Annotated in this window: 22 protein-coding genes; 12 read left to right on the top strand and 10 right to left on the bottom strand. The window is 70.5% G+C overall.

The features are described from left to right. Both creC and creB read right to left on the bottom strand, forming a co-directional pair. Positions 1-1,449 carry a two-component system sensor histidine kinase CreC gene (creC, locus tag DX914_RS01450; RefSeq protein WP_115857305.1) on the bottom strand — a complete coding sequence of 483 codons (1,449 nt, stop codon included), beginning with the start codon at positions 1,447-1,449 and terminating at the stop codon, positions 1-3. Positions 1,450-1,458: 9 nt separating this feature from the next. Continuing rightward, positions 1,459-2,139 (bottom strand): two-component system response regulator CreB, encoded by a 681-nt coding sequence (gene creB, locus DX914_RS01445; RefSeq protein ID WP_115857304.1) that lies wholly within the window; start codon positions 2,137-2,139, stop codon positions 1,459-1,461. A 115-nt stretch (positions 2,140-2,254) separates the two neighbouring features. Between creB and DX914_RS01440 the strand changes: the two genes are divergently transcribed. Further along, a complete protein-coding gene (locus DX914_RS01440) occupies positions 2,255-3,118 on the top strand; it encodes a 23S rRNA (adenine(2030)-N(6))-methyltransferase RlmJ (RefSeq protein ID WP_115857303.1) in 864 nt (287 codons plus the stop codon). Between the two features lie 7 nt (positions 3,119-3,125). Here the strand turns inward: DX914_RS01440 and DX914_RS01435 are convergent, their stop codons facing one another. The 5 genes from DX914_RS01435 to DX914_RS01415 all read right to left on the bottom strand — a co-directional run bounded on the left by DX914_RS01435 (position 3,126) and on the right by DX914_RS01415 (position 6,623). Beyond that, positions 3,126-3,680 carry a hypothetical protein gene (locus tag DX914_RS01435; protein WP_115857302.1) on the bottom strand — a complete coding sequence of 185 codons (555 nt, stop codon included), beginning with the start codon at positions 3,678-3,680 and terminating at the stop codon, positions 3,126-3,128. A gap of 51 nt (positions 3,681-3,731) precedes the next feature. Continuing rightward, a complete protein-coding gene (locus DX914_RS01430) occupies positions 3,732-4,184 on the bottom strand; it encodes a GNAT family N-acetyltransferase (RefSeq protein WP_115857301.1) in 453 nt (150 codons plus the stop codon). After that, the gene (locus DX914_RS01425; protein WP_115857300.1) at positions 4,184-5,146 is read right to left on the bottom strand and encodes a YwqG family protein; all 963 of its coding nucleotides are present in this window, start codon (positions 5,144-5,146) and stop codon (positions 4,184-4,186) included. The genes DX914_RS01430 and DX914_RS01425 overlap by 1 nt, the downstream gene beginning before the upstream one ends. Before the next feature lie 122 nt (positions 5,147-5,268). After that, positions 5,269-6,180, bottom strand: coding sequence for a cation diffusion facilitator family transporter (locus DX914_RS01420; RefSeq protein WP_115857299.1), 912 nt, complete (start codon positions 6,178-6,180; stop codon positions 5,269-5,271). A 92-nt stretch (positions 6,181-6,272) separates the two neighbouring features. Next, positions 6,273-6,623 carry an MmcQ/YjbR family DNA-binding protein gene (locus DX914_RS01415; RefSeq protein ID WP_115857298.1) on the bottom strand — a complete coding sequence of 117 codons (351 nt, stop codon included), beginning with the start codon at positions 6,621-6,623 and terminating at the stop codon, positions 6,273-6,275. 51 nt (positions 6,624-6,674) lie between these two features. Here DX914_RS01415 and DX914_RS01410 point away from each other — a divergent pair, with 51 nt between their 5' ends. Next, complete coding sequence (locus DX914_RS01410) at positions 6,675-7,232, top strand: GNAT family N-acetyltransferase (RefSeq protein ID WP_115857297.1); 558 nt, start codon at positions 6,675-6,677, stop codon at positions 7,230-7,232. A gap of 129 nt (positions 7,233-7,361) precedes the next feature. Then, the gene (locus tag DX914_RS01405) at positions 7,362-8,411 is read left to right on the top strand and encodes a class I SAM-dependent methyltransferase (protein ID WP_115857296.1); all 1,050 of its coding nucleotides are present in this window, start codon (positions 7,362-7,364) and stop codon (positions 8,409-8,411) included. A 60-nt stretch (positions 8,412-8,471) separates the two neighbouring features. On the opposite strand, the gene DX914_RS01400 is transcribed toward DX914_RS01405, so the two are convergent. Both DX914_RS01400 and DX914_RS01395 read right to left on the bottom strand, forming a co-directional pair. Next, complete coding sequence (locus tag DX914_RS01400; RefSeq protein WP_115857295.1) at positions 8,472-8,897, bottom strand: organic hydroperoxide resistance protein; 426 nt, start codon at positions 8,895-8,897, stop codon at positions 8,472-8,474. A gap of 71 nt (positions 8,898-8,968) precedes the next feature. After that, positions 8,969-9,433, bottom strand: a complete 465-nt coding sequence (locus DX914_RS01395; protein WP_115857294.1) for a MarR family winged helix-turn-helix transcriptional regulator — start codon at positions 9,431-9,433, stop codon at positions 8,969-8,971. A gap of 229 nt (positions 9,434-9,662) precedes the next feature. On the opposite strand from DX914_RS01395, the gene mfd reads away from it, so the two are divergent. The 7 genes from mfd (at position 9,663) to DX914_RS01360 (ending at position 17,149) form a co-directional block, all read left to right on the top strand. After that, a complete protein-coding gene (gene mfd / locus DX914_RS01390; RefSeq protein ID WP_115857293.1) occupies positions 9,663-13,127 on the top strand; it encodes a transcription-repair coupling factor in 3,465 nt (1,154 codons plus the stop codon). A gap of 2 nt (positions 13,128-13,129) precedes the next feature. Next, positions 13,130-14,038 (top strand): trypsin-like peptidase domain-containing protein, encoded by a 909-nt coding sequence (locus DX914_RS01385; protein WP_115857292.1) that lies wholly within the window; start codon positions 13,130-13,132, stop codon positions 14,036-14,038. A gap of 598 nt (positions 14,039-14,636) precedes the next feature. After that, positions 14,637-15,053, top strand: a complete 417-nt coding sequence (locus DX914_RS01380) for a GlcG/HbpS family heme-binding protein (RefSeq protein WP_115857291.1) — start codon at positions 14,637-14,639, stop codon at positions 15,051-15,053. A gap of 13 nt (positions 15,054-15,066) precedes the next feature. Beyond that, on the top strand, positions 15,067-15,570 hold the full coding sequence (locus DX914_RS01375) for a SixA phosphatase family protein (protein WP_115857290.1): 504 nt from the start codon (positions 15,067-15,069) through the stop codon (positions 15,568-15,570). Next, a complete protein-coding gene (nfi, locus tag DX914_RS01370) occupies positions 15,570-16,244 on the top strand; it encodes a deoxyribonuclease V (protein WP_115857289.1) in 675 nt (224 codons plus the stop codon). The genes DX914_RS01375 and nfi overlap by 1 nt, the downstream gene beginning before the upstream one ends. Positions 16,245-16,371: 127 nt before the next feature. Further along, the gene (locus DX914_RS01365) at positions 16,372-16,716 is read left to right on the top strand and encodes a hypothetical protein (protein WP_115857288.1); all 345 of its coding nucleotides are present in this window, start codon (positions 16,372-16,374) and stop codon (positions 16,714-16,716) included. A 58-nt stretch (positions 16,717-16,774) separates the two neighbouring features. Next, positions 16,775-17,149, top strand: coding sequence for a hypothetical protein (locus DX914_RS01360; RefSeq protein ID WP_115857287.1), 375 nt, complete (start codon positions 16,775-16,777; stop codon positions 17,147-17,149). Positions 17,150-17,166: 17 nt separating this feature from the next. Here the strand turns inward: DX914_RS01360 and DX914_RS01355 are convergent, their stop codons facing one another. Then, positions 17,167-18,510, bottom strand: a complete 1,344-nt coding sequence (locus DX914_RS01355; protein ID WP_115857286.1) for an amidohydrolase family protein — start codon at positions 18,508-18,510, stop codon at positions 17,167-17,169. A 178-nt stretch (positions 18,511-18,688) separates the two neighbouring features. Here DX914_RS01355 and DX914_RS01350 point away from each other — a divergent pair, with 178 nt between their 5' ends. Both DX914_RS01350 and DX914_RS01345 read left to right on the top strand, forming a co-directional pair. Continuing rightward, a complete protein-coding gene (locus DX914_RS01350; RefSeq protein ID WP_115857285.1) occupies positions 18,689-19,549 on the top strand; it encodes a pirin family protein in 861 nt (286 codons plus the stop codon). Positions 19,550-19,720: 171 nt separating this feature from the next. After that, positions 19,721-20,158: a hypothetical protein gene (locus DX914_RS01345; protein ID WP_147300555.1), complete on the top strand. Its 438-nt coding sequence runs from the start codon at positions 19,721-19,723 to the stop codon at positions 20,156-20,158. Positions 20,159-20,294: the final 136 nt, after the last annotated feature.

Raw genomic sequence — 20,294 nt, 5'->3', positions numbered from 1 at the left:
TCAGAACCCGCGCGCCAGGATCAGGCTGGCGACGGCGCCGCCGCCTTCGCGGTTGCTCAGGTCGGCATGGCCGCCGTGCAGGGCCGCGACCTCCGCCACGAAGCACAGGCCCAGGCCGCTGCTGCGGCTGCCGCCGGCCGGGCGCGACAGCGAATAGAAGCGCTCGAACACGCGCGGCAGCGCGTAGTCGGGCACGCCGGTGCCGCGGTCGGACACGTCCACGCGCTGGGCTTCGCCGTCGCGGTACAGGCGCAGTTCGATGCGGCCGTGCGCGGGCGAGAAATCGGCGGCGTTGTCGATCAGGTTGACCAGCGCCTGGCGCAGCAGGAAGGGGTCGCCGTCCAGCGTCGGCAGGTCGCTGGCCAGCGCCAGGTCCAGGCTCAGTCCGCCCTGGGCCAGGCGCGGCGCGCACTGCTCGGCGGCTTCGCGCGCGAGCTCGGCCAGATCCACGCGCTCGGGTTTGTCCAGGCGCTGGCGATGCTCCACCGCGGCCAGCGCCAGCAGCTTGTCGATCATCTGCGCCAGGCGCTCGCTCTGGCGGCGGATGCTGGCGGCGAAGCGCGCGCGGTCCTCCTCGGCCATCGGCGTTTCGCCGGGGCGGGTTTCCAGCAGCTCGGCGCTGCCGCGGATCGCCGCCAGCGGGCTCTTCATCTCGTGGGTCAGGGTGTGCACGTAGTGCTCCACGTACTGCTTGCCTTCCAGCCGCGTGCGCATGGTTTCCAGCGCGCGGCCGAGTTCGCCGAACTCGCCGGCGGCCTCGGGCAGTTCGGCGCGGCGGCCGGCGGTGACGGCGTGCGCGTAGCGGCGCAGGCGGCCGAGCTGGCGCGACAGCCACCAGGCCGCGATCAGGCCGATCAGCAGCGCCGCGCCCATCAGCACGCCGCCCCAACGCAGCACCACGCGCTGGCTGCGCTCGATGAAGGGCGCGATGGTGCGATTGGGCTTGGCCACGGTCAGCGAGCCGACGATGCGGCCCGTGCCGTCGCGGATCGGCGCGGCCACGTGCATCACGCTGGAACTGGGGTCGTTCGCGTCTTCCAGCGTCGAGCGCGCGCCGTAGCGGCCGCGCAAGGTCAGGTAGACGTCGTTCCAGCGCGAGTAGTCGCGGCCCAGATCCTTGCCGTCGCTGTCGAACACCACGGTGCCGCGCGCGTCGGTGATGTACAGCCGGTAGTTGGACGCGCGCTTGCCGAAGCCCCAGATCTCGGCGCCGAAATCGCGCCCGCGCAGTTCGCGCACGCGGCGGGCGAAGGCGCCGTCGTTGATGCGCCCGGCCAGGAAATCGTCGGTGGCGAGCTCGGCCAGCACGTTGGCCGAATCCACCAAGGTGTCTTCCATCGCCTGGCGCACGCCCGGCTTGACCTCGGCCAGGAACACCCGGGTCAGCAGCAGCGCGGCCAGCGCCACGATCACGAAATAGCCCAGGAAGATGCGCAGCCCGATCTTCATGCCGCCGGCTCAGCCCGCGTCCAGCGAGTAGCCCAGGCCGCGATGGGTGCGGATCGGATCGGCCTGCCCGTCGACTTCGCGCAGCTTGGCGCGCAGGGTCTTGATGTGGGTGTCGACGGTGCGGTCGCCGCTGTCCAGCGCGTCGCCCCAGACGCGGTCCATGAGCTGCGCGCGCGACAGCACCGCGCCGGGGCGCTGCAGCAGCGCGGCCAGCAGGCCGTATTCGTAACGGGTCAGGTCCAGCGCCTGGCCGCGGTAGCGGATGCGCTTGCCTTCGCTGTCGTGGACGAAGGCCGGGCCCGCGCCGGCGGCGGCCGATTCCGGCGCGCGCGCGCCGCGGCGCAGCACCACGCGTATGCGCGCGACCAGTTCGCGCGGCGAGAACGGCTTGGTCACGTAGTCGTCGGCGCCGATCTCCAGGCCCAGGATGCGCTCGGCCTCGGCGTCGTGCGCGGTCAGGAAGATCACCGGCAGGTCGCGCTCGCGGCGCAGCTCGCGGCACAGGGCGAAACCGCCGATGTCAGGCAGGCCCACGTCCAGCACCGCCAGATCGTAGGGCTGGCGCCGGGCCTCGCGCAGGGCCTCGCCGCCGGTCAGGCAGTGCTCGGCTTCGAAGCCCTCGGCGCGCAGGGCGTAGAGCACGGTGGCGGCGATCGCGGGCTCGTCGTCGACCAGCAGGATGCGGGGCATAAAGGCCGGAATGTGGGCAAGGAGGAATCGGAAGGCGGCCGGACAAGCATAATGGCTCCATGGCGCCCCGCCACCACCTCCTATTTCCTAGCTCCTACCCTCTATTCCCTGCTCAATGAATTACCGCCACGCCTTCCACGCCGGCAACCACGCCGATGTGCTCAAGCACGTCGCCCTGCTGGCGCTGTGCGACGCCCTCACGGTCAAGCCGGCACCGCTGTTCGCGCTGGACACCCACGCCGGGCGCGGCCTGTATGCGCTGGACGGCAACTCCGCCCTGCGCACCGGCGAAGCCGAGGGCGGCATCGCCCGGCTCATCGCCGAGGCGCCCAAGCACCCGGCGGTGGCACGCTATCTGGCCGCGGTGCGCGCCTGCCGCGTCGCCCACGGCGCCGCCGCCTACCCCGGCTCGCCCTGGCTGCTGGCCCACGCCCTGCGCGAGGACGACCGCATCGCCGCCTGCGAACTGCAGCCGGAAGAGGCCGCCCAGCTCAAGCACAACTTCGCCGGCGATGCGCGCGTGGCCGTGCATGCGCGCGACGGCTACACGGCGATGAAGGCGCTGCTGCCGCCCAAGATCGGCGCGCAGCGCTACAACCGCGGGCTGGTCCTGATCGACCCGCCGTTCGAGGCCCAACTCGACGAATTCGACACCGCCTTGGGCGCGCTGCGCGAGGCGCTGTCGCGCTGGCCGCAGGCCTGCTACGCGCTGTGGTACCCGATCAAGCGCCGCCGCGCGCTGCAGCCCTTCTACCGTCGCGCCGCCACCCTGCCGGCCAAGTCGGTGCTGACCGCCGAACTGCTGGTGCGCGCCGACGATTCGCCGCTGCGCATGAACGGCAGCGGCCTGCTGTTGCTCAATCCGCCCTGGCAGCTAGACCGCACCCTGGAAGCGGTGCTGCCGCTGCTGGCGCGCGCGCTGGGCGAAACCGCGGACGCGGCCGCGCCGGTGAACTGGCTGGCCCAGGCCGAGGCCTGAGCCGCGCCTAGACGTGGGTGCGCTGGTAGCTGGCGTAGAACGGCGAAGACGGCAGCGGCTTCAGCGCCCAGTGGTAGCGCGCACCGCTGCGCTTGCTGATCGCGTAGTCGAGCTTGCGCTGGCTGTACTCGTGGTGCGGATGGCGGCGGCGCTCGATCTGCTTGTTCCATAGCGGCGCCGAGCCGAAACGGTCGCGGAAGCGCTGCAGCACCACCGCCTCGCAGTCCAGGTAGGTCGTCGGGCAGTTGCGCACGCGCGGCGTGGCCACGCAGACCTCGAACTGGAATTCGCCGACCAGTTCCTCCAATTGCGATGCCCAGCGCTTATGACTCTGGATGCGGCTGCCGAAACTGCCCTCGCCCACGTAGACCGCGGGCGTGTCGCCCTTGGGATAGCTGATGGCGAAGTTGCCGGCCAGACGGATCACGTACACGGCGCGGGCCAGATACGGCGCATAGGCGCCGGCCTCGACCAGACGCGGAAGCAGATCGCGCGTCCAGGTGTCTTCCGGATGCCACTCCACGCAGGTCCAGTTCAACGCCACGCTCACCGCTGCCGCCATGCCGCTCTCCCCCTCGAGTGCCGGCAAGGGTGGCCGAAGCGGCGGCGAATCTCAACGCTGGGGCGCGGGCCGCACCATCTCCACCAGGTCGTAACCCGCGGCAAAACCGTCGGCGACGATGCGCGTGACCAGGAAGCCATGGCGGGCGAAGAAATCCTGGGTGCGCTGGGTGGTCTCGATCAGCACCGGCCCAAGCTCCGGGTCTGCGTCGATGCGCTGCAAGCGTTCGCGCAGCAAGCGCTCGCCCAGGCCGCGCCCGTGCAGGTCGCGCCGGACCATGCCCCAGCACAGTCCGGCCGCGCCGGCGGGCTGATCCAGCGCGTCGTAGCCGCCGCAGGCGACGATGCCCTCGCCCTCGAGTTCGATCACGAAGTAATGCTCGCTGTGGTCCAGGGTATCGACGAAGTCGTCCAGCTCGATCTGGGCGAAGTAGTCCGGCACGTTGCTGGCGAACAGGGCCAGACAGGCGTCGCGATCGGCAGGCGTGTACGGCCGCAGCGTCATCAATAGCAGTCCCAGTGATAGGCCACGCGGTCGAACTCGCCGCGTTCGAGGTCGTCGGGATCGATGAAGAAGTTGGCGATGCCCGAATCGCCCCACATCAGCGTGTCGTCGCTGTCCAGCTGCAGCAACAGCACGTGGCGGTCCTCGGCCTCGCGCGGATCGCTCTGGGTGAAGTCGGGATGGCCGCCGAGCTTGTGGCCGCCGCGCGCCAGCGCCTCGTAGGCCGCATCGCTCAGCGCCTCGGCCCGCTGCCCGGGATGGCGGGCGGCGTAGGCCGCGGCCAGTTCGTCCAGCGGTCGGCCCAGCACCTGCGGCAGGCGCGCGTCGTTGGCGCCGATGCTTTCGCGCGCGGCGCTGAAGCGCATGCGCCGCGGCGACCCCGGTTCGAACGGCAGCTGCCCCGCCTGGCTCGCGCCGTCCGGCGGCGCCACCGCCGGCGCGCTCGCGTCCGGCCAATGCACCACACGGAAGCTGCGCGGCTGCGCCAGCGCGTTCATGCCGTCGCGCTGCGGGTCGTCGAAGTTGGCCCCGTAATAATCGCCGCGACCTGAGATGAAAAACTGCAGCAGGCCCTGCTGCGGATAGCCCGGCAGGCGCGCCTGGGCCAGGTCGATCTGCGCCAGCAATTGCAACGGATGGCCGTCCGGGTCGCGCGGCCAGTCGCGCCCGGCCGCCCAGTAGGCGCGGCCGCCGAGCTTGCTGGCCTTGAGCTCATCGGTGGCCATCGGCGCCAGTTCGATGCGCAGCAGATCGCGCTCGGTCGCGGCCAGGCGCGCTCGAGCCGGCGCCAGGATCTCGTCCACCGCGCCCGCGGAGCGCTCGCGTTCGGCCGCGAGGAACTCGACTTCGCGCTCGTGCGCGCCTTTGGACATCCCGGCCAAACGGTACACGCCGTACGCCGCCGCCCCGCCCATCGCCAGCACCAGCCCCGTCGACAGCAACACCGCCTGGTAAGTCTTCACGCCAAGCTCCCGATTCCCATGCGCCCAGTATCGCGCCTGCAGCCCAAAACCAAGAACGCCGCGGACCGGCCGCGGCGTTCTGGCGCACGTCTTGCGCCGAACCGGGTTCGGCGCAGCTTGGTTCAGCGCGTCTTGGTGTCCGGCTCGAAGAAGCTCCAGCGCACTTCCGGGAAGGCCTGCTTCATCGCCCGTTCGACCGCGTCGATCTGCTCGGTCAACGCGCTCACGCTCTGCTCCTCGCGCATGCGCGCCTGCACCGAGACCATGACCTCGTTGCCCAGCTGCAAGGTGATCAGGCTGATGACCTTGCCGATCTCCGGACGCGCCTCGAGGAAATCGCGGATCTGCTGCTGGCGCGCCGGGTCCACGCTCTGGCCGATCAGCATGGCCTTGACCTCGATGGCCACGAACACCGCCACGATGATCAGCAGCGCGCCGATGGCGATGGTGCCGATGGCATCCCACATCGGGTTGCCGGTGAACACCGCCAGCAGCACCGCGGCCAGGGCGAACACCAGGCCCAGCAGCGCGGCCAGGTCCTCGCCGAAGATCACCACCAGTTCGGCCTGGCGGCTCTCGCGGAACCACTGCCACAGGCTGCGGCGGCCGCGCGCCTTGTTCACTTCCTGCAGGCAGGCGCGCATCGACACCGCCTCGGCGGCGATGCCGAAGGTCAGCACGCCGGCCGCCCACCACCACTGCTTCAGCGGTTCGGGGTGCTGCAGCTTATGAATGCCCTCGTACAGCGAGAACATGCCGCCGACGGTGAACAGCATCACCGCGACCAGGAACGACCAGAAATAGATCGCCTTGCCGTAGCCCAGCGGATAGTCCGGCGACGGCGGGCGCTTGGCCTGGCGCAAGCCCAGCAACAACAGCAGCTGGTTGCCGCAGTCGGCCAGCGAGTGCACGGTCTCGGCCAGCATGGCGCTGGAACCGGTGAAGAACGCGGCCACGCCTTTGGCCACGGCGATCGCGAAATTGGCGCCCAGCGCGAACAAGATCGCGCGGGTCGAGTCACCACCACCTGCCATGGTCGGTCCTGCTGCTGAGGTCGGAAGCGGCGGAGTCTAGCATCCGCCTGCGCACGCCCCAGCGGGCGCCGGCGCGGCCCGCGGCGGGCCGCTCAGTCGGCCAGTTCGCGCTGCAGCTTCTTGCTCAGGCGGGCGCGGATCAACTCGTAGCTGCGCCGCAACAAGGCGCGCAGTTCCGCCGCCGGTAGCCGTTCGGGCTGCGGCACGTTGACCCAGTGGGCACGGGCCAGGTACGGCGCCGGGCGGAAGCCCGGCCGTTCGGTCAGTTCCAGGAAGCGCTCGTCCTCGACCCGGAAGCTGAGCCCGCCCGGTTCCGGCCCCTGCAGGCGCCAGGCGCAGAACATGCGGCCGCCGACCGAGAACACGGTGACTTCCTTCCATTTCAGGTCCTCGACCACCCCCGGCCAGGCCGAAACGCAGGCGCGTAAGGATTTTTCGTTCATACGGCCCCCGGAATGACACGCTTTCACCCTGCAGTGTGCCAATATCGGGTCATGGCCGCGCGCGAAAGACTCCCGCCCTGGCACGAACGCCAGCGTCTCCCCAACGGACGCGAGGTGTTGATCCGTCCGATCCGACCGGAGGACGCAGAACCGTTGCGCGCCGGCTTCGGGCTATTGCAACCCGATGAGGTCCGCCAGCGCTTCCTCTACGCGCTCAAGGAACTCACCCCGGAGATGGCCGAGCGCTTCACCCGGGTCAACCCCAAGACCGAATTCGCTCTGGTCGCGGCCGAGCCGCTGCCGCCGGGCGAGGCCCTGGTGGGCGCGGTGGCGCGCATCGCCATCGACGACAACGGCCTGGACGCCGAGTTCGCGATCCTGGTCAGCCGCTACATCGCCCACATGGGCCTGGGCCGCTATCTGATGACCCGGTTGGTGAAGTGGGCGCGCGGCAAGAAGGTGCAGCGCATCTACGGCGACGTGTTCGAGCACAACCTGGCGATGCTGGCGCTGGCGCAGTCGCTGGGCTTCGAGCGCGAGTTCCAGCAGGACGCGCCGGGGCTGATCCGGGTCTCGCTGGACCTGCGCAAGACCCCCGACGCCCCCTGATCGCTCATAAGCGTCGACGGCGGCGGCCGCTGGCCGGAGCCGCCGCGCCGCCGCGTTGGCTGGCTATGCATCGGGGGCCAGCGGCAGGCCGTGCCGCACACCCAGGGACGGGCCGGTCGGAGCGCGAGCATGGGCATCGACGAAGCACGTCTGAACGAATTTCTAGGCCGCGCGGTCGGCGATCTGGGCGCGGCCATCAGCGCCAGCCTGATGCTGGTCGGCGACGCGCTGGGCTACTACCGCGCGCTGGCGGCCGAGCCGCTGACCGCGGCCGAACTGGCCGCGCGCACCGGCACCCACGAGCGCTATGCGCGCGAATGGCTGGGTAACCAGGCCGCCGGCGGCTACGTGCAATACGACCCGGAGCACGGCCGCTATTCGCTCAGCGCCGAACAGGCGCTGTGCCTGGCCGATCCGGGCGGCCCGGTGGACCTGCCCGGCGCCTACTACGTGGTCGAAGCCGTCTTCCATGCCCTGGAGCGCACCAAGGACAACTTCCGCAGCGGCGCCGGCATGGAATGGGGCGAGCACCACCCCTGCCTGTTCCACGGCACCGAACGCTTCTTCCGTGCCGGCTACAACGCCCACCTGCTGGGCGAATGGCTGCCGGCGCTGGACGGCGCCGTGGACAAGCTGCGCCAGGGCGCCCACGTCGCCGACGTGGGCTGCGGCCACGGCGCCAGCACCACGCTGATGGCCCAGGCTTATCCCAATTCCCGCTTCGTCGGCTACGACTACCACGCGGCTTCGGTCGAGACCGCGCGCCAGCGCGCGCAGGAAGCCGGCATCGACAACGCACAGTTCGAGGTCGCCGACGCCACCGGCTACGGCGGGCGCGACTTCGACCTGATCGCGTTCTTCGATTGCCTGCACGACATGGGCGATCCGGTGGGCGCGGCGCGGCATGCGCGTCAGGCACTCAAGGAAGACGGGCACTGCCTGCTGGTGGAGCCCTACGCGGGCGACAGCGTGCAGGACAACCTCAATCCGGTGGGGCGCGTGTACTACGGCGCGTCCTCGCAGATCTGCGTGCCGGTGTCGCTGGCGCGCAACGGCCCGGCGCTGGGCGCGCAGGCCGGGCAGGCGCGGCTGCAGCAGGTGATGAGCGAAGGCGGTTTCGGCCGCTTCCGGCGCGCCACCCAAACGCCCTTCAATCTGGTGCTGGAGGCGCGGCCTTGACGGACGACAAAAATCCCGGCGCGTCGCCGCGCCGGGATCGGACGCTGCAGGCCCTCGCGATCAGACCAGGGTCAGGGTCACGTCGATGTTGCCGCGGGTCGCGTTCGAGTACGGACACACCTGGTGCGCCTTCTCGATCAACGCCTGCGCCTGTTCGCGCGGCAGGCCCGGCAGCGAGATCTTGAGCTCGGCCTGGATGCCGAAACCGGCCGGGATCGGGCCGATACCGACCGAGCCCTGGATCGAGGTGTCGGCCGGCAGCGCGACCTTTTCCTTGCCGGCGACGAACTTCAGCGCGCCGATGAAGCAGGCCGAGTAACCAGCCGCGAACAGCTGCTCGGGGTTGGTGCCTTCGCCACCGCCGCCGCCCAGCTCGCGCGGGGTGGTGAGCTTGACGTCGAGGATGCCGTCGGAGGAAACGGCGCGGCCGTCGCGGCCTCCCGTGGCGGTGGCGGTGGCGGTGTACAGGACTTGTTCGAGGGACATGGCAGAACTCCGCTAGTGGGGTGGGTCGTGCAGGACGGCGCCGTCGCCGGCGCCGGGTTGTTCGAATGGGGTCAGCCGTGGCGCATCAGGTGGGTGCGCAGGTCTTCCAACTGCGACTTGATCGAGCCGGCGACCTCGGGGGCGCAGCCGGCGGCGCCGAAGATGCCCAGCGGCACCGCGCGCGCCGGTTCCTGCAGCGCGCGGCCGGCCTGGGTCAGGCTCACGATCACCTGGCGCTCGTCGCCGCGGGCGCGGCTGCGGTCGACCAGGCCCGCGCTCTGCAGGCGCTTGAGCAGCGGGGTCAGGGTGGCCGAGTCCAGGTACAGGCGCTGGCCGATCTCCGACACGCTCACCCCGTCGCGCTCCCACAGCACCATCATCACCAGGTACTGCGGGTAGGTCAGGCCCAGGCCGGCGAGCAGCTTGCGGTAGACCTTGTTCAGCGCCAGCCCGGTCGAGTACAGGGCGAAGCACAGCTGGTCGTCGAGCTTCAGCGAGCCTGCGGTCGGGGCGGCGGGGGCGGTGGGCTTCGTCATGGGACGGAAATTTACATAGCGCGCTATTTAATTGCAAGCTATTTAATGAATGCCGGGTAAATTCTTCCTCAAACGCGGCCCAGGTCTTAGCCGCTGCGACGCCACCTGTCTACAAGGCTCAGGCCGATACGCACGCGGCCGCCACGGCGCCCTCGCGTACACTCGGCGCCCTCTGCGCTGGCGGCGAAAGGCTGCCGGCGCTGCACTCGTTTTCTTCAGCCCCCGGACGATGCCCAGCACCCAGCTCCCCACCCCGCCGCTGCCCAAGGCCGGCCAGCAACGCGCCTGGTGGCGCGCCCCGGCCTCGCCGTCCGCGCTGGCCCTGCACCTGGCCGCCGCCGCGGCCGCCCACACCGGCCCGCTGCTGGCGATCACCCGCGACAACCACAGCGCGCACCAGTTGGAAGCCGACCTGCGCACCCTGATCGGCGACGACGCCGCGCTGCCGGTGCTGCCGTTCCCGGACTGGGAAACCCTGCCCTACGACCAGTTCAGCCCGCACCCGGACATCGTCTCCCAGCGCCTGGCCGCGCTGCACCGCCTGCCCGCGCTGGAACGCGGCATCGTGGTGGTGCCGGTGCAGACCCTGCTGCAGCGGCTGGCGCCGCTGCGCCACGTGGTCGGCGGCAGCTTCGACGTGCGTGTCGGCCAGCGCCTGAACCTGGACGCCGAACAGCGGCGCCTGGAATCGGCCGGCTACCGCCACGTGCCGCAGGTGCTGGACCCGGGCGACTTCGCCGTGCGCGGCGGCCTGCTCGACGTCTATCCGATGGGCGCCACGTCGCCGTTCCGGGTGGAGCTGCTGGACGACGAGATCGACACCATCCGCGCCTTCGATCCCGAATCGCAGCGCTCGCTGGACAAGATCGAAGCGGTGCGCCTGCTGCCCGGCCGCGAAGTGCCGCTGGACGAGGCTTCGCTCAAGCGCGCGCTGGACGCGCTGCGCGACCGCTTCGACCTGGACACCCGCCGCAGTGGCCTGTATCAGGACCTCAAAGCTGGCCTGGCGCCGGCCGGCATCGAGTACTACCTGCCGCTGTTTTTCGCCGAAACCGCGACCCTGTTCGACTACCTGGACGAACGCGCGCTGCCGGTGCTGGGCGACGGCGCGCTGGAAGCGGCCGAACAGTTCTGGACGCACACCGGCGAGCGCTACGAACAGCGCCGCCACGACCTGGAACGCCCGCTGCTGCCGCCCGACGCGCTGTACCTGCCGCCGGACGCGCTGCGCGAACGGCTCAACCGCGGCGAGCGCATCGAAATCTGCGGCGAAGGCCATGCCCAGCGCGAACGCGCGCAGGCGCTGGGCGACCAGCCCGCGCCGTCGCTGCCGGTGGCGGCCAAGGACGCCGCGCCCGCGCAGGCGCTCAAATCCTTCCTGCAGCACTACCCGGGCCGCGTGCTCATCGCCGCCGACAGCGCCGGCCGCCGCGAAGCCTTGCTGGAACTGCTGCACGCGGCCGAGTTGCGCCCCGAGGTGCTGCCGGACTGGCGCGCCTTCGTCGCCGGCAACGCGCGCTTCGCCATCGCGGTGGCGCCGCTGGACGACGGCTTCGCGCTCACCGAGCCGGCTTACGCGCTGCTCACCGAGCGCCAGCTGTTCCCCGAGCGCGCCTCGCAGCCGCGCCGGCGCAAGCGCGCCGGGCGCGAACCCGAAGCGATCATCCGCGACCTGGGCGAGTTGTCCGAAGGCGCGCCGATCGTGCACGAGGACCACGGCGTGGGCCGCTACCGCGGCCTGGTGGTGCTGGAAGCCGGCGGCCTGCCCGGCGAATACCTGGAAATCGAATACGCCAAGGGCGACCGCCTGTACGTGCCGGTGGCGCAGCTGCATCTGATCAGCCGCTACTCCGGCGCCTCGGTGGAAACCGCGCCGCTGCATTCGCTGGGCGGGGAGCAATGGACCAAGGCTAAGAAGAAGGCCGCCGAAAAGGTCCGCGACGTGGCCGCCGAACTGCTGGAGATCCAGGCCAAGCGCCAGGCCCGCGCCGGCCTGGCGCTGGACGTGGACCGCGCCATGTACGAACCCTTCGCCGCCGCGTTCCCGTTCGAGGAGACCCCGGACCAGCACGCCGCGATCGAAGCGGTGATCCGCGACCTGGGCAGCAGCCAGCCCATGGACCGCGTGGTCTGCGGCGACGTCGGCTTCGGCAAGACCGAGGTCGCGGTGCGCGCCGCCTTCGTCGCCGCCGCGGCCGGCAAGCAGGTCGCGGTGCTGGTGCCCACCACCCTGCTGGCCGAGCAGCACTACCGCAATTTCCGCGACCGTTTCGCCGACTGGCCGCTCAAGGTCGAAGTGCTGTCGCGCTTCAAGACCGCCAAGGAGATCAAGGCCGAACTGGACAAGCTGGCCGAGGGCAAGATCGACGTGATCGTCGGCACCCACCGCCTGCTGCAGCCGGACGTACGTTTCGCCGACCTGGGTTTGGTGATCGTGGACGAGGAGCAGCGCTTCGGCGTGCGCCAGAAGGAAGCGCTGAAGGCGCTGCGCGCCAACGTGCACCTGCTGACCCTGACCGCCACGCCGATTCCGCGCACGCTCAACATGGCCATGGCCGGCCTGCGCGATCTGTCGATCATCGCCACTCCGCCCGCGCACCGCCTGGCCGTGCAGACCTTCGTGGTGCCCTGGGACGACGCCCAGCTGCGCGAGGCCTTCCAGCGCGAGCTGGCGCGCGGCGGCCAGGTCTACTTCCTGCACAACGACGTGGAAAGCATCGGCCGCATGCAGCGCCAGCTGCAGGAACTGGTGCCGGAGGCGCGCATCGGCGTGGCCCACGGCCAGATGGCCGAGCGCGAGCTGGAACGGGTGATGCTGGATTTCCACAAGCAGCGCTACAACGTGCTGCTGGCGACCACCATCATCGAATCGGGCATCGACATTCCCAACGCCAACACCATCATCATGAATCGGGCCGACAAGTTCGGCCTGGCCCAGCTGCACCAGCTGCGCGGCCGCGTCGGCCGCTCGCATCACCGCGCCTATGCCTACCTGGTGGTGCCCGAGCAGCGCGCGATTACCGCCGACGCGCGCAAGCGCCTGGACGCGATCGCGGCCATGGACGAGCTGGGCGCCGGTTTCACCCTGGCCACCCACGACCTGGAAATCCGCGGCGCCGGCGAACTGCTGGGCGAGGACCAGAGCGGGCAGATGGCCGAGGTCGGCTTCAGCCTGTACACCGAACTGCTGGAACGCGCGGTGCGCTCGATCCGCCAGGGCAAACTGCCCGACGTGGACGCGGTGGAGGCGCGCGGCGCCGAAGTGGAACTGCACCTGCCGGCATTGATCCCCGACGACTACCTGCCCGACGTGCACACCCGCCTGACCCTGTACAAGCGCGTCAGCGGCGCGCGCAACGTCGAAGAGCTGCGCGAGCTGCAGGTGGAGATGATCGACCGCTTCGGCCTGCTGCCCGACCCGGCCAAGCATTTGTTCGCGGTGGCCGAGCTCAAGCTGGCGGCGACCGAGTTGGGCATCCGCAAGCTGGACCTGGGCGACAAGGGCGGCCGGGTGCAGTTCGTGGAGAAGCCGAACGTGGACCCGATGGCGGTGATCCGCCTGATCCAGACCCAGTCCAAGCTCTACCAGATGGACGGCGCCGACAAGCTGCGGGTCAAGCTGGACCTGCCCGATCCGCCGTCGCGCCTGGCCGCGGCCAAGGGCCTGCTGACCGTGCTGCGGCAGGCGGCCTGAGCGTGGTGGACGGGGCGCAGGACGAGGTCGAGACGCGCGCCTATTGCGCGCCGGTGTTCATCGGCGACCGCATGCAGTTGCAGCTGCAAGACCCGACCCTGCGCAGCGAGGACGGCGAGCAGGCGCTGCTGCGCAACGGCACTTTGACCTTCGTGTCGTATCAGGGAGCGACGTACGCCCTGACCTGCCGCCATGTGATCCAGGCGCTGCAGGATCTGCGCGAGCGCGAACGCGCTTCGAACCTGCAGCGCCACGGCGTGGATTTCCCGGAACGGCAACGGCCGCAATTGTTCGTGCCGCACGGCGACGACCACATCCACGTCAACGCCCGTTTTTACGCCGTGCCCGCCGACCACGCGGGCGAGCCCGCGCCGGACGCGGCGATCGCGCGGGTGGCCGACGGGCTGCCGGCTCGCTTCGGCGCGCGCGCCATTCCGTTCGAGCGCCTGGACGCGGACGGCGACGAGGACCGTCGCGGCCAGACCGCGGTCGCCGCCGGCTACGTCGAAGCCGGCCGCCGCCTGCGCCCGCGCAACGAGTTGATCGCGACGCTGGTGGTGCGCTTCGTCGAGGCTGTAGCCGCGCTGACCACGATAGACGGCCGTTATCTGCGCATGATCCACGAGCTGGATGCGCCGGTGGACGCGAACAATCTCAGCGGCATGAGCGGCGGCCCGGTGTTCTGGCACGACGGCGAGCGCTGGGGCCTGGCCGGGATCGTCGTCCAGGGCCGCGATCTGCAGCCCAAGGCCGGCGGCGATTCGGCGTTCGCCGGGCCCACGCTGTGGGTCGAGGGCGAGCGTGTGACCCGGCAGCGCCTGAGCGCGTGGGTGGCGGCGATACCGGGCGGCGATGCGCCGCTGGAAGACCTGTCGATGCGCCTCTACATCCCCAACGCGCTGCGCTCATAGCCACACAGCCCCGCCAGCCCCCTGTAGGAGCTGCGCAAGCTGCGACCGCGAATCCGCACCTACGTCGCAACCCCTCGCTCCTCCTGCTTCCGCCCTTTGCCTGTCTTCCCCCTTTGAAAAAGGGGGATTGAGGGGGATTTGCTCTTGCCTTCAAGCAACAGCAACAGCTTCCGTCCGCAAGCGGCCGGGTCACTTTCTTTTGATAAGCGTCAAAAGAAAGTAACCAAAGAAAAACGCTGTCCTTGGACAGAGCTCCCGTGCGAGATCGGAGTTTGCGCGGGGATTTTCCGATCGGGCCTCCTGCCCGAGCGGAAAACGGCGCACGTCCTGTGCGCCGCCCTACGGGTCTTCCATTGGCACTGCGAGTTCGGTGCCCGAGCGAGGATCAAGAGCATTCGCTGCGCTCATCCCCTCACCCTAACCCTCTCCCGCAAGCGGGAGAGGGGACAGATCCGACGCCGCTTTGCTTTAGCCCCTCTCCCGTTTACGGGAGAGGGGTTGGGGTGAGGGCCGCCCACCACCATCGTCGTCACCCAAAGCCCACTCCAGCCAAGCCCTATTGCGCGTACGATTCGACATCCCCACCCAATCACCGCCCATGCACGACTTGCTCTCCACCCGCACCGTCCTCACGCTGGCCGCCGCCGAGCGCATCGCGCAGGCCGCGGAAGCGAAGGCGCGCGACGATGGGCATGCGGTGGCCATAGCGATCGTCGACGAAGCCGGGCGGCTGTTGCTGTTCCGGCGCATGGACGGCACGCCCAATGCCAGCGTGACGGTCGCCATCGGCAAGGCCGAGCATTCGGCCAACTACCGCCGCGACACGGTCTTCCACCAGCAGTTGCTGGCGCAAGGGCAGCACGTGGTGCTGGGCCTGCCGCGGTCGCTGCCGCTGGAAGGGGGCGTGTGCCTGCTGCACCGCGGCCAGCTCGTCGGCGCGATCGGCGTGTCCGGTGCGCCGGCGGTACAGGACGGCGAAATCGCGCGCGCGGGCGCCGCGCTGCTGGACGAATAAGAGAACCGACACCATGCGATTCCTGCTGCCTGCCCTGCTCTGCCTGTCGACCGCCTGCGCCAGCGCGCCGACCGCGACCGCACCCGTGTCCGAATTCGTGCTGGTGCGCCACGCCGAAAAGGGCAGCGACGACCCGCGCGATCCGCACCTGAGCGCCGCCGGCCAGGCCCGTGCGCAACGCCTGGCGTCGGACCTGGGCAAGGGCAAGCTCGTCGCCGTCTACAGCACCGACTACCGGCGCACGCGCGAGACCGCGCAGCCCAGCGCCGATGGCCATCGTCTTGCGCTGACGATCTACAACGCCCAGTCCCCGCCCACCGAACTGGCCGCGCGCCTGCGCAGCGACCACCCGCAAGGCAGCGTGCTGGTGGTGGGCCACAGCAACACCGTGCCGCAACTGGCAGCCGCGCTGTGCGGCTGCGAGGTGGCGCCGATGGCCGAGGACGAGTTCGACCGCCGCATCGGCATCTCCTTCGACGCCCAGGGCCGCGCCACCCTGAGCCAGACGCGCTACTGATGGCCGTGCCGGCGCTGCCGGAGTGGGATGGCGACGTCGCCGCCGCGCGCGCCTTGCAGGTAACGCTGGCGCAGCAGGTGTCGCTGCAGGACGAGCTGCCCGCTCCGCTGCGCTATCTCGCCGGCTTCGACGTGGGTTTCGAAGACGAAGGCGCGACCACGCGCGCGGCCGCGGTGGTGTTGGACGCGGACACGCTGCAGCCGCTGGAGTCGCAGGTCGCGCGCATCCCCACCCGCATGCCCTACATCCCGGGCCTGCTGAGCTTCCGCGAACTGCCCGCTTTGCTGGCGGCGCTGGACCGGCTCGAACGCCAGCCCGACCTCGTCTTCGTCGACGGCCACGGCATCGCCCATCCGCGCGGCCTGGGCATCGCCGCGCATTTCGGCGTGGCCACCGGCCTGCCCAGCATCGGCGTGGCCAAGAAGGTGCTGGCCGGGCAGCACGAACCGCCGGGGCCGACGCCCGGCGACCGCTCGCCGCTGCGCTACCGCGGCCGCGTCATCGGCACCGTGCTGCGCAGCAAGGCGCGCTGCCTGCCGCTGATCGTCTCGCCCGGGCACAAGGTATCGATGGAGACGGCCGTGGCGCAGGTGCTGCGTTGCCTGCGCGGCTACCGCCTGCCCGAACCCACGCGCCTGGCCGACCGCCTGGCCTCGCGCCGCGATACGAAATAAGGCGCGCAACCGGCACCGTTTCGGCGCGGCGCAGCCACGTCTTGGCGCTAGCGCATGTCCAGCGCCATCGCCGGCGGGAACGTGCGGCTAAGCTCGCCGCGATACGCAACCCGTAAGGACACGAACCATGCACGGCGTGTTGTTTCTCACTGCGCTGCTGGCCTATGCCGGCGTCTACTACGTCGCCAGCTTCGCCGCCCACCGCGTTCTGGGCGCCGGCCCTTACGCCGCCGCGCCGCGGCTGATCGCCCTGCTCGCGGTCGCCGCCACCGCCGCGGCCTTCGCCTACTGGGCGCAGATCACCTTCATCGATCCGATGCGCTATGCCGGGCCCGATCCGGTGGCGCTGCGCGAGCACAGTCAGCGCGTATTGGGCATGGTGCTGGCGCCGGCCGTGCTGGCGGCCGTGACCATCGCCGCCGGCATCGGGCTGGCGCGCCGGCGCGGGCGCGCGGCGGCCGCCGCGCGGTGAAGGCGGTGTTGCGGTGGCTTGCGTTACGATCCGGCCACCCCCACGCAGCGCCCGCGCCATGACCCGACTGTTCGCCGCCCTGTTCTCGCTCGCCGCCCTGTCCGCCTGCGCCGCCGGCGGCGGCACCGGCCCCGCGGGCGAGCGCACCGCGATCCTGAAGCCCGGCGAGAGCATCGCCCTGTCCGACCGCTCGCAACTGCATTACCTGGGCGTGAGCAACGACTCGCGCTGCCCGCCCAACGTGCAGTGCATCCGCGCCGGCGACGCCGACGTCAACTTCGAACTCAAGCCCGCGCAGGGCGAAGCCTTGCCGCTGGCGTTCAACACCGAGCGCACGACCCGGCTCAGCGCCGGCGGCTGGGATTTCGAACTGCAGCAGCTGGCGCCGGGCGAGGCGCCGGCGGCGACGCTGCGCATCGCCGCCGCGCCCTGAGCCAGGCGCGCGCCGGCTTACTTCACCCGGCGCCCGTGCTTGATGACCAGGTCCACGCGCTGCAGCAGCGCCACCTGCTTCAGCGCGTCGCCACGCACGGCGATGATGTCGGCGTACTTGCCTTCGACCACGCTGCCGTAATCCTGGTCCGCCTTCATCGCCACGGCCGGCCAATAGGTGGCCGCGCGGATCGCATCGATCGCCGGCACGCCCAGCTGGTTCACCCACACGTCCAGTTCGTTCCAGGTGCTGCCGCTGTGGAACTTCATCGGGATGCCCGAGTCGGTGCCGATCAGCAATAACGCGCCGCTCTCGCGCAATTGCTGGAACTTGCGCTTCAGCGTCGGCCAGCGCTGCGGCGTCTGCTGGAAATAGGCGATGCGCTCGGGGTTCTCCAGCGAGCGGCGGATGTCGGCGACGATCTCCGGCGTCAGCCCTTCGTGCCAGGCGTCGCCGTCGATGAACTCGTGGTGCTGCACGGTGTAGGGGAAGTTGAACAAGCCCTCGATGGTCGGCGTCCAGAACAGCGGTCCGGCGGCCATGTTGGCGGTGCGTTCGCGCAGCGCGGCGATCACGTCGGCCGGGTACTCCGGCGACGCGCCCAGGCCGGTGTGCTCGAAGCAGTCCACGCCCGCGGCCAGGCCGCGGCGGATCTCCTCGGGACGGTGCGCGTGCGCGACCACGGGCAGGCCGTGCGCATGCGCCTCGGCGACCACCGCGCGTACTTCCTCGTCGCTCATCTGGTCCTGGTCGATGAGCTTGATCACGTCCACGCCGGCCTGCGCCAGCTTGCGCACCTTGGCGCGCGCATCGGCGGGCGAGTCCACGCCCCAGCGGAACTGCTCGGTGCCGGGGTAAGGCTTCTTCTGGATGAAGGGACCGGACACGAACAAGGTCGGCCCGGGAATGCGCCCTGCGTTGATCGCATCGCGCACGGCGATGGACTCCTCCAGCGGCCCGCCCAGGTCGCGCGCGCCGGTCACGCCGGCCAGCAGCAGTTGCTTGGCCGAGGCCGGCATGATCACGTCGCGGAACTGCGGCGGATAGGTCTTGTCCCAATGCACGTAGTCGGCGTGGCCGTTGATCATCAGGTGCACGTGCATGTCCCACAGCCCGGGCAGCACGGTCATGCCCTCGGTGGAGATCACCTGCGCGTCCTGCGGCACCGCGAGCGAGCCGACCGTGCCGACTGCGCGGATGCGCTCGCCTTCGATCAGGATCACGCTGTTGCGGATCGGCTCCTTGAGGGTGCCGTCGACCAGGGTGCCGCCGACCAGGGCGATGCGTTGGGCCAGCGCGGCCTGCGGCAGCAACAGCGCGCACAGCAGCAGCGTGCGCAGCAACGAATGGACTGCGGACATGCAGGTTCCCCACGCGGACGGAAGCCGCAGCTTAGTCGGCGCGCGCCGGCGCCGGCCAGTGCGGACGCCCGCGGCGGCCACCATGCCCGCCGCCGCAACAGCCCGTTGCGCGCCGCGGCCGCCGCCGTCGCCGCGGCCGTGACACGATGGCGCCTGCACAGTCCACCGGAGCCGTCCCATGACCACGATCATCGCCCCCCGCGTCCACGACCTGGGCGGGTTTCAGGTGCGCCGCGCGGTGCCCTCGATCCAGGCGCGTTCGGTCGGGCCCTTCGTCTTCGTCGATCACATGGGCCCGGCCGTGTTCGAACCCGGCCACGGCATCGACGTGCGCCCGCACCCGCATATCGGCCTGGCCACGGTCACCTTCCTGTGGTCGGGGCGCATCCACCACCGCGACACCCTGGGCAGCGCGCAGGACATCGCCCCCGGCGACGTGAACTGGATGACCGCCGGCCGCGGCATCGCCCATTCCGAGCGCACCCCGCAGCTGTTGCGCGAGGGCGAGCACCCGCTGCACGGCATGCAGACCTGGGTGGCGCTGCCGCGCTCGTTCGAGGAAACCGCGCCGGCCTTCCACCACCACCCCGCCGCAAGCCTGCCGCAGCAGCGCCGCGACGGCGCCTGGCTGCGCATCGTCGCCGGCCGCGGCTTCGGCGAGGAAGCGCCGGTGAAGGTGTTCAGCGACACCCTGTACGTGGCCATCGACCTGGACCCGGACGCCGAACTGGCGATCGAGGACAGCCACGCCGAGCGCGCGCTTTATATTCTGGAAGGCGCGGCCCAGCTCGACGGCGCCGACCTGCCGGAGAAGCACCTGGTGGTGCTGGACCCGGGCACCCGCCCGGTGCTGCGCGCACGCAGCCCGCTCAAGGCCATGCTGCTGGGCGGCGAGCCGTTGGACGGCCCGCGCCACCTGTGGTGGAACTTCGTGTCCAGCTCGCGCGAGCGCATCGAGCAGGCCAAGGAGGACTGGCAGCAGGGCCGCTTCGGCCAGGTCCCGGGCGAGCACGAGTTCATCCCCCTGCCGGAGCGCTGAGCCCCGCCGACCCCGCCTGCGAGGGGGTCGGGACCGCCAGGCGCCCATTCAGTTGCATCCGAAACCACAGGATTTGTCAATCCCCCGGAACTGCCTTATGTTCTGACGCAGGTCACGATTCTCGTCGCGTGGCCACTAGGGGGAACAGTCATGAAAGTGCCGGCATGCCGCATGTCGATCCTGCCCGTGCTCGTCGGGCTCCTGTACGCCGGAAGCGTGCAGGCACAAAGCCAGGACGGCTGCCCGCAATTGCCGCCTTCGTCGCAACTGGCCTGGGACCACAAGGCCAACGCCGGTTCCGATTTCTGCCGCGCCCTGCGCGAGGACGGCAGCGAAGCCTTCGGTATGTACATCGCGGCCAAGTCGCCGTTCGTGCCCAAGCGCGGCGACCGCGCCGAGGCCGGCACCATCGACGGCAAACCGATGTACTGGTACCGCGGCGAACTGGCGGGCAAACCCGATGTACAGGTGCGCGAAACCCTGCTGGAACTCGGCGACGGCCGCGTCGCCCACATCTGGCTGCAGGCCGCCAACCCGGCCCAGCTGGGCGAGATCCAAAACCTCACCCAGGGCTTGCGGTTTCCGTCCGCGCGACTGAGCAGCAAGTGATCCGATGACGCTGCGGCGGCCGCGAACCGGCCGCCGCAGCTTATGTCCCTCCCCACCCAGGCTAGGCGCGCTCGCGCGACCGGCGTACTTTGTGCGTGGGCGCGGAGGCGCCTGCGCGCGCGGCCCGCGCCACATC

Origin of the sequence: Lysobacter silvisoli (genome assembly GCF_003382365.1) — a bacterium.
GTDB lineage: Bacteria > Pseudomonadota > Gammaproteobacteria > Xanthomonadales > Xanthomonadaceae > Lysobacter > Lysobacter silvisoli.
The sequence above is the reverse complement of the archived record's forward strand: the minus strand, read 5'-3'. Positions and strand labels throughout refer to the sequence as shown.

Excerpts from the sequence above, each read along its gene's own strand:
- DX914_RS01410 (WP_115857297.1), top strand. The coding sequence starts at position 6,675 with ATGGCCGCGCGCGAAAGACTCCCGCCCTGGCACGAACGCCAGCGTCTC.
- DX914_RS01355 (WP_115857286.1), bottom strand. The coding sequence starts at position 18,510 with ATGTCCGCAGTCCATTCGTTGCTGCGCACGCTGCTGCTGTGCGCGCTG.
- DX914_RS01380 (WP_115857291.1), top strand. The coding sequence starts at position 14,637 with ATGCACGACTTGCTCTCCACCCGCACCGTCCTCACGCTGGCCGCCGCC.
- DX914_RS01350 (WP_115857285.1), top strand. The coding sequence starts at position 18,689 with ATGACCACGATCATCGCCCCCCGCGTCCACGACCTGGGCGGGTTTCAG.
- DX914_RS01375 (WP_115857290.1), top strand. The coding sequence starts at position 15,067 with ATGCGATTCCTGCTGCCTGCCCTGCTCTGCCTGTCGACCGCCTGCGCC.
- DX914_RS01360 (WP_115857287.1), top strand. The coding sequence starts at position 16,775 with ATGACCCGACTGTTCGCCGCCCTGTTCTCGCTCGCCGCCCTGTCCGCC.
- nfi (WP_115857289.1), top strand. The coding sequence starts at position 15,570 with ATGGCCGTGCCGGCGCTGCCGGAGTGGGATGGCGACGTCGCCGCCGCG.
- DX914_RS01405 (WP_115857296.1), top strand. The coding sequence starts at position 7,362 with ATGGGCATCGACGAAGCACGTCTGAACGAATTTCTAGGCCGCGCGGTC.
- DX914_RS01345 (WP_147300555.1), top strand. The coding sequence starts at position 19,721 with ATGTCGATCCTGCCCGTGCTCGTCGGGCTCCTGTACGCCGGAAGCGTG.
- DX914_RS01440 (WP_115857303.1), top strand. The coding sequence starts at position 2,255 with ATGAATTACCGCCACGCCTTCCACGCCGGCAACCACGCCGATGTGCTC.
- DX914_RS01435 (WP_115857302.1), bottom strand. The coding sequence starts at position 3,680 with ATGGCGGCAGCGGTGAGCGTGGCGTTGAACTGGACCTGCGTGGAGTGG.
- creB (WP_115857304.1), bottom strand. The coding sequence starts at position 2,139 with ATGCCCCGCATCCTGCTGGTCGACGACGAGCCCGCGATCGCCGCCACC.
- DX914_RS01365 (WP_115857288.1), top strand. The coding sequence starts at position 16,372 with ATGCACGGCGTGTTGTTTCTCACTGCGCTGCTGGCCTATGCCGGCGTC.
- DX914_RS01400 (WP_115857295.1), bottom strand. The coding sequence starts at position 8,897 with ATGTCCCTCGAACAAGTCCTGTACACCGCCACCGCCACCGCCACGGGA.
- DX914_RS01420 (WP_115857299.1), bottom strand. The coding sequence starts at position 6,180 with ATGGCAGGTGGTGGTGACTCGACCCGCGCGATCTTGTTCGCGCTGGGC.
- DX914_RS01430 (WP_115857301.1), bottom strand. The coding sequence starts at position 4,184 with ATGACGCTGCGGCCGTACACGCCTGCCGATCGCGACGCCTGTCTGGCC.
- DX914_RS01415 (WP_115857298.1), bottom strand. The coding sequence starts at position 6,623 with ATGAACGAAAAATCCTTACGCGCCTGCGTTTCGGCCTGGCCGGGGGTG.
- DX914_RS01395 (WP_115857294.1), bottom strand. The coding sequence starts at position 9,433 with ATGACGAAGCCCACCGCCCCCGCCGCCCCGACCGCAGGCTCGCTGAAG.
- creC (WP_115857305.1), bottom strand. The coding sequence starts at position 1,449 with ATGAAGATCGGGCTGCGCATCTTCCTGGGCTATTTCGTGATCGTGGCG.
- mfd (WP_115857293.1), top strand. The coding sequence starts at position 9,663 with ATGCCCAGCACCCAGCTCCCCACCCCGCCGCTGCCCAAGGCCGGCCAG.